At 58.8% G+C, this 12927-nt stretch carries 13 protein-coding genes; 11 read left to right on the top strand and 2 right to left on the bottom strand.

Going from position 1 to position 12927, the window contains the following annotated elements:
* Window positions 1-190: 190 nt before the first annotated feature.
* Window positions 191-1411 carry a CaiB/BaiF CoA transferase family protein gene (locus tag BMY54_RS00005; protein ID WP_093429465.1) on the bottom strand — a complete coding sequence of 407 codons (1221 nt, stop codon included), beginning with the start codon at window positions 1409-1411 and terminating at the stop codon, window positions 191-193.
* A 13-nt stretch (window positions 1412-1424) separates the two neighbouring features.
* The gene (locus BMY54_RS00010; RefSeq protein ID WP_007953903.1) at window positions 1425-2606 is read right to left on the bottom strand and encodes an acyl-CoA dehydrogenase; all 1182 of its coding nucleotides are present in this window, start codon (window positions 2604-2606) and stop codon (window positions 1425-1427) included.
* A gap of 157 nt (window positions 2607-2763) precedes the next feature.
* On the opposite strand from BMY54_RS00010, the gene BMY54_RS00015 reads away from it, so the two are divergent.
* The 11 genes from BMY54_RS00015 to BMY54_RS00065 all read left to right on the top strand — a co-directional run bounded on the left by BMY54_RS00015 (window position 2764) and on the right by BMY54_RS00065 (window position 12898).
* The gene (locus BMY54_RS00015) at window positions 2764-3663 is read left to right on the top strand and encodes a LysR family transcriptional regulator (RefSeq protein ID WP_093429466.1); all 900 of its coding nucleotides are present in this window, start codon (window positions 2764-2766) and stop codon (window positions 3661-3663) included.
* A gap of 434 nt (window positions 3664-4097) precedes the next feature.
* Complete coding sequence (locus BMY54_RS00020; protein ID WP_093429467.1) at window positions 4098-5219, top strand: Re/Si-specific NAD(P)(+) transhydrogenase subunit alpha; 1122 nt, start codon at window positions 4098-4100, stop codon at window positions 5217-5219.
* Between the two features lie 15 nt (window positions 5220-5234).
* The gene (locus BMY54_RS00025) at window positions 5235-5555 is read left to right on the top strand and encodes an NAD(P) transhydrogenase subunit alpha part 2 (protein WP_003187417.1); all 321 of its coding nucleotides are present in this window, start codon (window positions 5235-5237) and stop codon (window positions 5553-5555) included.
* Window positions 5555-6988, top strand: a complete 1434-nt coding sequence (locus BMY54_RS00030) for an NAD(P)(+) transhydrogenase (Re/Si-specific) subunit beta (RefSeq protein ID WP_093429468.1) — start codon at window positions 5555-5557, stop codon at window positions 6986-6988. Before BMY54_RS00025 ends, BMY54_RS00030 begins: the two co-directional genes overlap by 1 nt.
* A 214-nt stretch (window positions 6989-7202) precedes the next feature.
* Window positions 7203-8696 carry an acetyl-CoA hydrolase/transferase family protein gene (locus tag BMY54_RS00035; protein ID WP_093429469.1) on the top strand — a complete coding sequence of 498 codons (1494 nt, stop codon included), beginning with the start codon at window positions 7203-7205 and terminating at the stop codon, window positions 8694-8696.
* A gap of 320 nt (window positions 8697-9016) precedes the next feature.
* Window positions 9017-9232, top strand: coding sequence for a DUF1127 domain-containing protein (locus BMY54_RS00040; RefSeq protein ID WP_007911656.1), 216 nt, complete (start codon window positions 9017-9019; stop codon window positions 9230-9232).
* A 257-nt stretch (window positions 9233-9489) separates the two neighbouring features.
* Window positions 9490-9699 (top strand): DUF1127 domain-containing protein, encoded by a 210-nt coding sequence (locus BMY54_RS00045; RefSeq protein ID WP_093429470.1) that lies wholly within the window; start codon window positions 9490-9492, stop codon window positions 9697-9699.
* A 134-nt stretch (window positions 9700-9833) separates the two neighbouring features.
* Window positions 9834-10151, top strand: a complete 318-nt coding sequence (locus BMY54_RS00050; RefSeq protein WP_093429471.1) for a DUF2388 domain-containing protein — start codon at window positions 9834-9836, stop codon at window positions 10149-10151.
* 107 nt (window positions 10152-10258) lie between these two features.
* Complete coding sequence (locus tag BMY54_RS00055) at window positions 10259-10576, top strand: DUF2388 domain-containing protein (RefSeq protein WP_093429472.1); 318 nt, start codon at window positions 10259-10261, stop codon at window positions 10574-10576.
* A gap of 43 nt (window positions 10577-10619) precedes the next feature.
* Entirely contained in the window at window positions 10620-10940 is a 321-nt protein-coding gene (locus BMY54_RS00060; RefSeq protein WP_007911662.1) for a DUF2388 domain-containing protein, read from the top strand.
* Window positions 10937-12898 (top strand): DUF7844 domain-containing protein, encoded by a 1962-nt coding sequence (locus BMY54_RS00065; RefSeq protein ID WP_093429473.1) that lies wholly within the window; start codon window positions 10937-10939, stop codon window positions 12896-12898. Before BMY54_RS00060 ends, BMY54_RS00065 begins: the two co-directional genes overlap by 4 nt.
* Window positions 12899-12927: the final 29 nt, after the last annotated feature.

The raw sequence follows: 12927 nt of genomic DNA on the forward strand, positions 1-12927 counted from the left end.
CATAACTCATTGAATCTCAAGGAGTTTTCCGTTTCGACTGCGCCGGAAGTGGGGCGAATTATAGACATCCTGAATCTGCCGTCAACCGTTAATTTCACTTTTCTTTCAATCACTTGCAGATTGGTTGAAAAACAGTCAACCGCTTCTCTATATAGGAAGCAAACGCCGCGCTTCTATATAGAAGGAATGTCTACAGCACTCCAGCGGCTTTCAAATCAGCCACCGCACCCGACCCCATCCCAAGCACCCGCTGCAAAACATCCAGCGTATGCTCACCCAACAAGGGAGGCGCCCGACGATACTCAACCGGCGTCTGCGACAAACGAATGGGGCTGGCTACCTGAGGCACCATACCCGCCAACGCATGCGGCATCTCTATCGCCAAACCACGCGCCTTGACCTGAGGGTCCTCAAACACTTGCGACAAATCATTGATTGGCCCGCACGGCACGCCCGCCTGCTCCAGCTGAGCAACCCACTCGGCAGTCGTCTTGAACACGGTTGCCTGACGAATCAAAGGAATCAGCTCCACGCGATTCGCCACCCGCAACTTATTGGTCGCGAAACGCGGATCATCCGCCCACTGCGGCTGCCCCGCCACTTCGGCAAACTTGCGGAACTGCCCGTCATTACCCACGGTGAGGATGAAATCACCATCGGCCGTAGGAAAATCCTGATAAGGCACGATGTTCGGATGCGCATTGCCCAAGCGCTTCGGTGCGTTGCCCGTTGTCAGGTAGTTCATCGCCTGGTTAGCCAGACACGCCACCTGGACATCCAGCAATGCCATGTCGATGTGCTGCCCGCCACCGTCGTGATCGCGATGAGCCAGCGCAGCCAGAATGGCTACCGTCGAATACAGACCGGTGAGAATATCCGTCAGCGCCACACCAACTTTCACCGGACCGGCACCCTCATCCCCCTCAGGACGTCCGGTCAGGCTCATCAGCCCACCCAGCCCCTGAATCATGAAGTCATAGCCGGCGCGCTTGGCATACGGCCCGGTCTGGCCGAATCCGGTAATCGAGCAATAGATCAGGTCCGGATTGATCGCTTTCAGCGATTCGTAGTCCAGCCCATACGCCGCCAGACCACCGACCTTGAAATTCTCAATGAGGATGTCCGACTTCGCCGCTAGCTCGCGCACCAGCTTCTGACCCTCGGGCCGCGTGAAATCGATGGTTACCGATTGCTTGTTGCGGTTGGCCGACAGGTAATAAGCCGCCTCCGACGTATTCTCGCCATAAGCGTCTTTAAGGAAGGGTGGCCCCCAGGCGCGCGTATCATCACCATTGCCCGGGCGCTCGACCTTGATCACTTCAGCGCCAAGGTCGGCGAGGATCTGCCCGGCCCACGGTCCGGCCAATACTCGCGATAAATCCAGTACCCGCAGATGCGACAGCGCGCCCATGGTCGCTCTCCTGTTAATAGAACGCCTGCAGACCGGTTTGCGCACGCCCGAGGATCAGCGCGTGAACGTCGTGAGTCCCTTCATAGGTATTCACCACTTCTAGGTTGACCAGATGACGGGCCACGCCGAATTCGTCGGAGATGCCGTTACCACCCAACATGTCGCGCGCCATACGGGCAATGTCCAGCGACTTGCCGCAGGAGTTGCGCTTCATGATCGAAGTGATTTCGACCGCAGCAGTGCCTTCATCTTTCATACGCCCCAACCGCAGGCAGCCTTGCAGGGCCAAGGTGATTTCGGTCTGCATGTCTGCCAGTTTTTTCTGGATCAACTGAGTGGCAGCCAATGGGCGACCAAACTGCTGGCGATCGAGGGTGTACTGACGAGCGGTGTGCCAGCAGAACTCGGCAGCGCCCAGTGCGCCCCAAGAAATGCCGTAACGCGCCGAGTTGAGGCAGGTGAACGGACCTTTCAGGCCACGCACGTCCGGGAAGATGTTCTCTTCCGGCACAAACACGTTATCCATAACGATTTCACCAGTGATCGACGCACGCAGGCCGACCTTGCCGTGAATCGCCGGAGCACTAAGGCCTTTCCAGCCTTTTTCCAGGACGAAGCCACGAATGTCACCGGCATCGTCTTTGGCCCAGACCACGAACACATCGGCGATCGGGCTGTTGGTGATCCACATTTTCGCGCCGGTCAGGCTGTAGCCGCCGTCGACCTTACGTGCACGAGTGATCATCGCGCCAGGGTCGGAACCGTGGTTGGGTTCGGTCAGACCGAAGCAGCCGATCCATTCGCCGGAAGCCAGCTTCGGCAGGTACTTCTGCTTTTGCGCTTCAGTACCGAATTCGTTGATCGGCACCATCACCAGCGACGACTGCACGCTCATCATCGAGCGGTAGCCTGAGTCGACACGCTCGACTTCACGAGCAATCAGACCGTAGCTGACATAGTTCAGACCGCTGCCGCCGTACTGTTCAGGGATGGTCGCGCCCAACAGACCGACTTCGCCCATCTCGCGGAAGATCGCCGGGTCGGTTTTCTCATGACGGAAGGCTTCAAGAACACGCGGCGCGAGGCTCTGTTGAGCAAACTGCTCGGCGGTGTCGCGGATCATGCGCTCTTCTTCAGTGAGCTGTTGATCCAGCAGCAGGGGATCAATCCAGTTGAAGCTAGCTTTACCGCCCATGAGTCTGTCCTCGCAAATCGGTGAATTAACGTGGCATTGATCCTAGGCGCGGTTCGCCGTCGCGGCAAACGAGGATTTCGCATTCTGTTGTGCTAATTTCTCACTCCGAAACGTCGCGGAATGCCTTTTATGCGGCGCATTAGTGAGGTTGACGTACATGCGCAGGAAGATCCCCAGCACCACCGCCCTGATCAGTTTCGAAGCTGCCGCGCGCCACGAGAGCTTTACCCGCGCTGCCGAAGAACTTTCCCTGACTCAAGGCGCCATTTGCCGACAAATAGCCAGCCTTGAGGAGTTCCTCAGTGTGGAACTATTCCGACGCTCGCGGCGCGGGGTGAAGCTGACCGAGGCGGGGCTTTCCTACAGCCGCCGAGTCGCGACGCAACTAGATGCAGTCGAACGCGACACGCTGTCCGTGATGGGCCAGCAAGGCACCAACGTAATCGAACTGGCGGTGGTGCCGACCTTCGGCACGCAATGGCTGCTGCCACGTCTGAAAGATTTCCAGCTCAAGCATCCGGAAGTCACGGTCAACCTGACCAACCGCACCCGGCCCTTTCTGTTTGCCGATACCGAATTCGATGCGGCGATCTACTTCGGTGATGCCGATTGGTCCGGTACCGAATCCCACAGGCTGATGGGCGAGAATCCGATGCCGGTGTGCAGCCCGGCCCTACTCGGCAACAAGACGCTTCTGACAGCCGCAGCCATCGCCGAACTGCCGCTGCTGCAGCAGACTACCCGACCTTACGCCTGGCGCCAGTGGTTCAACTCGCAACAGCTGAATATCCCCCGCGACATGACAGGCCCGCGCTACGAGCTATTCTCCATGCTCGCCCAAGCGGCCATGCACGACATGGGCATCGCGCTGATTCCACCGTTCTTGATTCAGCGTGAGCTGGCCGAGAAACGCCTGGTAATTGCAAACCCGCAGGCGCTTTCCAGTATCAAGGCCTACTACCTGATGATTCCTGAGCGAAAGGTCGAATCAGCGTCATTAAAGGCATTTCGTGACTGGCTGGTAACTCAGGCACAGAGCTACAGCCTAGAAGGGTAAAGGCTTACAACGTTACCTAACCCCGTAGTCAGGAAAACAAAAGCCCTACAGATATAAGTATTTGTCGCAATTCAACAGACTGTATCCGAAAGTCGTACAGACGTCCCACAAGCGGCTGAAGACGTGGCTTTGAGCCTTCATCAGCGACGCATTAGTGCCTATTCACGTCACCGATGAGAAATTTTTCCATATTCGGCCAGAATCCTTACAAGGCACGGCCTGCAAGGGATTCGGCTGGCCATCTGCGACATTCGGTCACGGGATGACTTGTAGTTAATTTTCCGTCACCCGTCATAATCCCTTGAAGGGCATAAAGTTCGCCTGCAAAATGCCGCGCCCCGCCCTGATTTGGCGGGATCGTGCTGATCGGCCGCCCCAGTCGCACCATCCGTAGTGCATGGGTTTACTCAATAAGATCACGCAGGAGATTTGACGTGCACATTGGTGTTCCTCTCGAAACCCAGACCGGTGAAACACGGGTTGCTGCAACCCCGGAAACCATTAAAAAGCTGATCAGCCAAGGTCATAAGGTCACTGTGCAAACCGGCGCCGGCGTTAAAGCCAGCGTTGTCGACAGTGCCTATGAAGCGGCAGGCGCAACCATTGGCAGTGCCAATGACGCGTTTGGCGCCGAGCTGATTCTCAAAGTGGTCGCGCCAAGCGATGCCGAACTGACGCTGATCAAGCGCGGTACGGTGTTGGTCGGCATGCTCAATCCGTTCAACAACGAAACCATCGCAAAGATGGCCGAGTGCGGCATTACCGCGTTCGCCCTCGAAGCGGCGCCGCGCACCTCGCGCGCGCAGAGTCTCGATGTGTTGTCGTCGCAGGCGAACATTGCCGGCTATAAGGCTGTGTTGCTGGCCGCTCATTACTATCCGCGCTTCATGCCGATGCTGATGACCGCTGCGGGCACCGTGAAAGCGGCGCGCGTGCTGATTCTCGGCGCCGGTGTGGCCGGGTTGCAGGCGATTGCTACGGCGAAGCGTCTGGGTGCGGTGATCGAAGCGTCCGACGTGCGTCCGGCGGTAAAAGAGCAGATCGAATCCCTCGGCGCGAAGTTCGTCGACGTACCTTACGAGACCGATGAAGAGCGTGAATGCGCCGTCGGTGTCGGCGGTTACGCGCGACCAATGCCGGCGAGCTGGATGCAGCGTCAGGCCCAGGCTGTGCACGAACGCGCCAAGCAGGCTGACATCGTCATTACCACCGCGCTGATTCCGGGCCGCAAGGCACCGACGCTATTGAGCGCGGAAACCGTAGCGCAGATGAAACCGGGTTCGGTGGTCATCGATCTCGCGGCAGCTCAGGGCGGCAACTGCCCATTGACCGTGGCCGATCAGGTCGTGGTCGAAAATGGCGTGACCATTTGCGGCCCGACCAATCTGGCCGGTGAAGTCGCTGCAGACGCCTCGGCACTGTATGCGCGCAACCTGCTGGACTTCCTCAAGCTGGTCTTCACCAAAGAAGGCCAGTTCGACGTCAACCTCGAAGACGACATCGTCGCCGCGTGCCTGATGTGCCGCGACGGCCAAGTTATCCGCAAAAACGCCTAAGCAGGGATTCAGACGATGGAAGAGCTTATCTCCCCCGGTATCTACAACCTGATCATCTTCGTGCTGGCGATTTATGTCGGTTACCACGTGGTCTGGAACGTTACACCTGCGCTGCACACACCTTTGATGGCGGTAACCAACGCCATCTCGGCGATCGTGATCGTCGGCGCCATGCTTGCCGCTGCGCTGACCGTCACGCCGCTGGGCAAAACCATGGGTACCCTTGCTGTGGCGCTGGCTGCGGTCAACGTGTTCGGTGGCTTCCTGGTGACCCGCCGCATGCTTGAGATGTTCAAGAAGAAAGCCCCGAAAGTAAAAGAAGAGGCGCCGAAGTAATGAGCATGAATCTCGTCACGACGCTCTACCTGATCGCGTCGATCTGCTTTATCCAGGCCCTCAAAGGCCTGTCGCACCCGACTACCTCGCGGCGCGGCAACCTGTTCGGCATGCTCGGCATGGCGTTGGCCATCCTGACCACCGTCGGCCTTATCTATAAGTTGGGTGCTGAGCTGGCCACGGCTGGCATCGGTTACGTGATCGTCGGCCTGCTGGTCGGCGGCACCGCCGGTTCGATCATGGCCAAGCGCGTTGAAATGACCAAGATGCCGGAACTGGTCGCCTTCATGCACAGCATGATCGGCCTCGCGGCAGTGTTCATTGCCATCGCCGCTGTGGTGGAGCCGCAATCGCTGGGCATCGTCAAGCAACTGGGCGACTCGATTCCGGCGGGCAACCGTCTGGAGCTGTTCCTCGGCGCTGCGATCGGTGCGATCACCTTCTCCGGTTCGGTGATTGCGTTCGGCAAGCTGTCGGGCAAATACAAGTTCCGTCTGTTCCAGGGCGCCCCGGTACAGTTCGTTGGTCAGCACAAGCTGAACGCCGTGCTGGGCCTGGCGACGCTGGCACTGGGCCTGACCTTCATGTTCACCGGCAACCTCACTGCGTTCGCGCTGATGCTAGCGCTGGCGTTTGTGATGGGCGTGCTGATCATCATCCCGATTGGCGGCGCCGACATGCCGGTCGTGGTGTCGATGCTCAACAGCTACTCGGGCTGGGCGGCGGCGGGTATCGGCTTCTCGCTGAACAACTCGATGCTGATCATTGCCGGTTCCCTGGTGGGTTCGAGCGGTGCGATCCTGTCGTACATCATGTGCAAGGCGATGAACCGTTCCTTCTTTAATGTACTGCTCGGCGGTTTCGGCAACACGGCAGACGCAGGTCCTGCCGGTGCGAAAGAAGCACGTCCGGTGAAATCCGGTTCGGCTGACGACGCGACCTTCCTGCTGACCAACGCCGACACCGTGATCATCGTCCCGGGCTACGGTCTGGCAGTGGCACGTGCGCAACATGCGCTGAAAGAGCTGACCGAGAAGCTGACCCACCGTGGCGTGACTGTGAAGTACGCGATCCACCCCGTGGCGGGCCGTATGCCGGGGCACATGAACGTTCTGCTCGCCGAGGCCGAAGTGCCTTACGACCAGGTGTTCGAGATGGAGGACATCAACTCCGAGTTCGGTCAGGCCGACGTGGTGCTGGTGCTCGGCGCGAACGACGTGGTTAACCCGGCCGCAAAGAACGATCCGAAATCGCCGATTGCCGGCATGCCGATTCTCGAAGCGTTCAAAGCCAAGACCATCATCGTCAACAAGCGCTCGATGGCCAGCGGCTATGCCGGTCTGGACAACGAGCTGTTCTATCTGGACAAAACCATGATGGTCTTCGGCGACGCGAAGAAAGTCATCGAAGACATGGTCAAAGCGGTCGAGTAATTCCCCGCTGCAATACCGAACGCCCCGACTTGTCGGGGCGTTTTTGTTTGCGCAAACAGTCGGACAATTTGCCGCGTTGTTGCAGATCCAGTAACGGTGTTTTACTTCAAACCCGCTAAATAGACGCCTCGTTTGCGACCTTGGTAGCGGGACAGGCGCTCGTCAAATTCACTAGACTGCGCATCCTGCTACTCGCTTCCCGAGATAATAATCCATGTACCGTGACCGTATTCGCCTGCCTTCGTTGTTGGATAAAGTGATGAGCGCCGCCGACGCAGCCGCTCTGATTGAGGACGGCATGACCGTCGGCATGAGCGGTTTCACCCGCGCCGGCGAAGCCAAAGCCGTCCCTCACGCACTGGCCGAGCGCGCCAAGGTCACGCCGCTGAAGATCAGCCTGATGACTGGCGCCAGCCTGGGCAACGACCTCGACAAGCAATTGACCGAAGCCGGCGTACTGTCGCGACGCATGCCGTTCCAGGTCGACAGCACCTTGCGCAAGGCAATCAATGCCGGCCAGGTGATGTTCATCGACCAGCATCTGTCGGAAACCGTCGAGCAACTGCGCAACCAGCAATTGAAGCTGCCGGACATCGCGGTCATCGAAGCCGTCGCCATCACCGAGCAAGGCCATATCGTGCCGACCACGTCGGTGGGCAACTCGGCGAGCTTCGCGATTTTCGCTAAACAGGTGATCGTCGAGATCAACCTGGCGCACAACGCCAACCTCGAAGGCCTGCACGACATCTATATCCCGACCTACCGCCCGACGCGCACGCCGATCCCGCTGGTAAAAGTCGACGACCGCATTGGCAGCACAGCAATTCCGATTCCGCCGGAGAAAATTGTCGCCATCGTCATCACCCAACAGTCGGATTCGCCGTCCACCGTGTCAACGCCGGACGTGGATACCAACGCCATCGCCGAGCACCTGATCACCTTCTTCAAGCAGGAGGTCGATGCCGGGCGCATGACCAACAAGCTCGGCCCTTTGCAGGCCGGGATCGGCAACATTGCCAACGCAGTGATGTGCGGCCTGATCGACTCGCCGTTCGAAGACCTGACCATGTACTCCGAAGTGCTGCAGGATTCGACCTTCGACCTGATCGATGCCGGCAAGCTGAGCTTCGCTTCGGGCAGCTCGATCACCCTGTCGGAGCGGCGCAACAGCGACGTGTTCGGTAACCTGGAGAAGTACAAGGACAAACTGGTACTGCGTCCGCAGGAGATCTCCAACCACCCTGAAGTGGTGCGCCGCCTAGGCATCATCGGGATCAACACGGCGCTGGAGTTCGACATCTACGGCAACGTCAACTCCACCCACGTTTGCGGCACGCGGATGATGAACGGCATCGGCGGTTCCGGCGACTTCGCGCGTAACGCGCATCTGGCGGTGTTCGTGACCAAGTCGATCGCCAAGGGCGGGGCGATTTCCAGCGTGGTGCCGATGGTCAGCCACGTTGACCACACCGAGCACGATGTCGACATTCTGGTGACCGAAGTGGGTCTGGCCGATTTACGCGGCTTGGCGCCGCGGGAACGTGCACGTGTGATCATCGATAACTGTGTGCACCCGGACTTCCGTCAAGCGCTGGATGATTACTTCACGAAGGCCTGTGCAATCGGTGGCCATACCCCACACATTCTGCGTGAAGCGTTGAGCTGGCATATCAACCTGGAAGAAACCGGGCGCATGCTTGCGGTGTAATTCACTCAGATAACCGTTGGCGCAAACACAGTTTGCGTCAGCGGATTGTTGCAATCTTCAAAGCTGACAAAAACTGTACTGCTGTACCGGTCCTTTCCTACAGCTTTTGCCTACCTTTTTCCTCGAATCGAGCAAAAACGCACCACTTAAGTGCGGACAGGTACAGTTTGCTCGTTTTTGACCCGTACACCCCCTATAAACAGTTAACTGGTCACTCACAATACAGTTGAACTGTATCTAGAGAGACTTGGCAAACGAGAGGATCATGGGCACCAGTCAAACCACTACCTGATCCCGCCACAAGCGGAAGGATGTCAACCATGGAACGTACACTCAGTTCCGAACTGTTCTTCGAAGACAAAGCTGTAAACACCCAGGCTTCCCTGCCTCTGCGCGTTATCGCCAACCTGATGTTGTGGCAGCGCCGCATCTCCAGCCGCCATCAACTGGCTCGCCTGGATTCGCGTTTGCTGGCTGACGCCGGTATCAGCGAAGCACAACGCTACGAAGAGCTGAGCAAGCCGTTCTGGCGCTAAGTAGCGTCGCTGGCTCTGGTCATTAGACCCACCGCCAGCAACCCGAATTGAACTAACGAAACCCGTCGTGGGAAACCACGACGGGTTTCGTCGTTTTGGGAGTTTTAAATCCCTATACAGCTAGCTTTATCGCCGGCAGGTACAGTTTATTGGAATCACCACCTGAACCAGTACAATTTACTTCTGCTGTATCTGCCTCTTCCTCTGTCACAGGCTCAACATGACCTTCCGCCTTCACCGGTAATAAGGAATACGTCATGAATGACTTACAGGATGTTTCAAGAAACTTCAGCCATTCCTACCCTCGCCCAAATGCTCTGCGTCGCCTGATTCGCGGGCTTCTGGACAGCCTGGAGCGCGCCAGAACAAGGCGCCTGCTCTCTCAACTCGACGGTCGGGATCTCGCCGATCTTGGCCTCAGCCATGCCGATCGACTGAGTGAACTGGATAAACCGTTCTGGCGCTAGCATTTTGCCCACTGTGCGAACCTCGCAAAGCAGGCCTAATATCCACGCAGAACGTGGCGAATGCTGTGTCACTGGCGTCTGACTCCTCAGATTCCGAGCCACCTCTCAATACGGTTTATCCACAGGAGTTACCCATGTCCCGTCTTCGTTTGCTCAGTGCTGCCGCCCTGCTGGCCGTGGCTGCCAACGCCAGCGCCACCAGCTTCATCGTGACCACCGACGCTGTTGTCGGTGCACTGAAATCCTCGTCCGACGCCACCTCCGACGTTTCCTCGTCGTTCCGTGATGACAAAATCGTCCTCGCCGCCCGTGACGACGCTGCCAGCTTCGTGGCCAGCGAAGGCGAAATCCGTGGGGTGAAACTGGAAAGCGCGCTGGATCACATCCGTCATCAGGCCCCACAGCTACAAGCTACCGACGCGCAGTTGGCTCAAGCCATCCTGACGATCTAAGCGCCTTACACCGTTCGGGACACGCCGGTCGTGTCCCGATGTTTCGGCACTGGCTCTGGCCCGGGCATTGCGCTAGCCTTTGGGCTCACCAAAAATTACCGAGTCCGATGCGCTTTCTTCCAAATCTACTGATTCCCTCCGTATTGTTCACCGCCTGCTGGGCGACGTCGGTCGATGCCTTTGATGCTTTCAATGCGTCGACGCAAGGCACCGTCGTCAGTGGTTACGCCACCAGCATGGTGTCTTCCGCCCCGTTCGACCGTAAACTGCTGCTCGCGGCCCACGATGATGCCGCAGCTTTTGTTGCCAGTGACGGTGAATGGCGTGGTGCTCGACTGGAATCCGCGCTGCATTACCTGCGCAAAACCCGGCCGAAACTTCATGTCAGCGACCTTGAACTGGCAGAGGCAATTCTCGTCCAATAGTTATCCTGTACCCCTGTTATCCTTGCCCTTCCGGAGTCGTTCCATGCGTAGCCCGCTGATTGCTGCCGCCCTTGGCCTGTTTTTGTTGGCCGACGTGGCCCAGGCGCACACCCTGGTAGCCACCAGTAACATCATCGTTCGTGCCTCCCAGCGCACTATCGATTTCACTTCCGACACCACCACGTCGATCCGCGATTCGAAAATCATCCGCGAAGCACACGATGATGCCGCCAGTTTCGTCGCCACTAACGGTGATATCCGTGGCGCGCATCTGGAAGCCGCGCTCAACACCCTGCGCACCCGTGTGCCGGAAGCGCGCGACGCCAGCGATCAGGTTCTCGCCGAAGCCATCCTCGCACTGTGAAGTCACTCGGCACCTGGCTGCTGGCCGGGGCGTTGTTGCTGCTTGGCAACAGCGCCCACGCCGGCCTGCAATTGCGGCTCAAGACCGACGGTCTGAGCCCCGCCCAACAACAGGCCAGCCAGGCGCTGATCGATGAGGCGATGCAGAAGCTGCCGCCGAGCTTTATCGAGCGGCTGGATCGGCGCATCGATGTCGGCTGGACCGACGACATGCCCGCCAACGCTTACGGCCAGGCCACGCTCGTTGCCGAACTCGATCTGAATCGCAAACTGCTGGCCAGCCTCACTGACGGCAGTGCAGCCAAAGAAAAAACCAATCGCCCCCACGGCACTGTGCGCCAGGAATTGCTCGCCACGGTGTTGCACGAAATTACCCACATTTACGATCGCGCGCGCTTGTGGCCGGACGCCGAGCGCACGCTAATCCAGCGCTGCACCCGCCGCTTCAACAGCGCCGGGCTGATCGGCATTCCCGATGAGTGTCGCGGGCAGAACGGGCGGCGTTTCACCCTCAGTGATGACCCACGCCTGCTCGATCTCGCCGGTTGGCAGCAATACGTCGGCCGTCGGGGTGAGCGCGAACAACACAACCGCCAGATCGCGCGCAGCCCAGACCTGTACGAAATCTCCAGCCCGAAGGAGTTTGTCGCGGTCAACATGGAGTATTTCCTCCTCGACCCGAGCTATGCCTGCCGTCGCCCGGCGTTGTATCGCTATTACCAGCAGCACTTCGGCTGGACACCGTCGGCCAAGGACACCTGCAGCAAGACCTTCTCCTTCCTCAATGCCGGCAACGACTTCGCCAAGCAACCCTTGGGGCAGGTCGATCCCGAGCGGGTCTACGCCGTCGACTATCTACTGGCCGAGGCCAATCAGAACTGGGTCAGCCGCTGGGGCCACAGCATGTTGCGTCTGGTGATCTGTGCACCGGGTCGCCCGCGCGGGCCGGATTGCCGGCTCGACCTCGATCAGCATCTGGTGTTGTCCTACCGCGCCTTTGTCGGCGATGTACAGCTGTCGAGCTGGGACGGACTGGTCGGCAAGTACCCGTCGCGCCTGTTCGTGCTGCCGCTCGCGCAGGTCATCGACGAATACACCAAGACCGAACTGCGTAGCCTCGCTTCCGTGCCGCTGAACCTGTCACGGGGCGAGATCGAAGGCGTGGTCGAACACGCCGCCGAAATGCACTGGAGCTACGACGGCAACTACTTCTTCCTCTCCAACAACTGTGCGGTGGAAGGTCTGAAACTGTTGCGCAGCGGCAGTGACAACAGCCAGTTCGTGGGTCTGGACAGCATCATGCCCAACGGCTTGCTGGAAGTGATGAAGGGCCGTGGTCTGGCGGACACCAGTGTGCTGGATGATCCGAAAGAAGCGTTGCGTCTTGGCTACCGCTTCGACTCGTTCCGCGATCGCTATCAGGCCATGTTCGATGTGCTTAAGAAGCAATTGCCGATCAAACAGAACACCGTCGAGGAATGGCTTTCGCTGACAGCCGAAGAACGCCGTGAGTGGTTCGAACGCGCCGACTTGCGTACCAGCGCCGCCCTGCTGCTGTTGGAGCAGGCGAGTTATCGACGCCAGTTGTTGCTGGCTCAGGATGAGGTCAAGCAACGCTACCTCGGCGCGCGGGAGCTGGAAAACGGCGGCATGGACAAGGCCAACGCGACCTTGCAGGAAATCCTCGCCAACAGCGGGTTCCTCAGTCGTCCGGCGGAATTGCTCGATTCCAAGGGTTACGGATTGCCGCAGCCGACCGAGTTCAGTCGACTCGAAGCGGAGAGCAGTCAGCGGCAGAAGAAGCTGTTGGCACTGTCCGGAGATCTGGATGCAGAAGTGCGTAAGTTGCTGGAGCCGAAGCGGGCCGCCGAAATTGCGGCCAGTGAGGAGAACGTGAAGCAGATCGGCGCGCATCTGCGCAAACTGCACAAGGCCTCCGGCGGACTGGAGCTGCCCTGAAAAAAAGACCGCAGCCAATGGCTGCGGTC

This window comes from Pseudomonas sp. ok266, assembly GCF_900110195.1.
Taxonomy (GTDB): Bacteria; Pseudomonadota; Gammaproteobacteria; order Pseudomonadales; family Pseudomonadaceae; genus Aquipseudomonas; species Aquipseudomonas neuropathica.

Excerpts from the sequence above, each read along its gene's own strand:
- BMY54_RS00005 (WP_093429465.1), bottom strand. The coding sequence starts at position 1,411 with ATGGGCGCGCTGTCGCATCTGCGGGTACTGGATTTATCGCGAGTATTG.
- BMY54_RS00010 (WP_007953903.1), bottom strand. The coding sequence starts at position 2,606 with ATGGGCGGTAAAGCTAGCTTCAACTGGATTGATCCCCTGCTGCTGGAT.
- BMY54_RS00015 (WP_093429466.1), top strand. The coding sequence starts at position 2,764 with ATGCGCAGGAAGATCCCCAGCACCACCGCCCTGATCAGTTTCGAAGCT.
- BMY54_RS00025 (WP_003187417.1), top strand. The coding sequence starts at position 5,235 with ATGGAAGAGCTTATCTCCCCCGGTATCTACAACCTGATCATCTTCGTG.
- BMY54_RS00030 (WP_093429468.1), top strand. The coding sequence starts at position 5,555 with ATGAGCATGAATCTCGTCACGACGCTCTACCTGATCGCGTCGATCTGC.
- BMY54_RS00035 (WP_093429469.1), top strand. The coding sequence starts at position 7,203 with ATGTACCGTGACCGTATTCGCCTGCCTTCGTTGTTGGATAAAGTGATG.
- BMY54_RS00040 (WP_007911656.1), top strand. The coding sequence starts at position 9,017 with ATGGAACGTACACTCAGTTCCGAACTGTTCTTCGAAGACAAAGCTGTA.
- BMY54_RS00045 (WP_093429470.1), top strand. The coding sequence starts at position 9,490 with ATGAATGACTTACAGGATGTTTCAAGAAACTTCAGCCATTCCTACCCT.
- BMY54_RS00050 (WP_093429471.1), top strand. The coding sequence starts at position 9,834 with ATGTCCCGTCTTCGTTTGCTCAGTGCTGCCGCCCTGCTGGCCGTGGCT.
- BMY54_RS00055 (WP_093429472.1), top strand. The coding sequence starts at position 10,259 with ATGCGCTTTCTTCCAAATCTACTGATTCCCTCCGTATTGTTCACCGCC.
- BMY54_RS00060 (WP_007911662.1), top strand. The coding sequence starts at position 10,620 with ATGCGTAGCCCGCTGATTGCTGCCGCCCTTGGCCTGTTTTTGTTGGCC.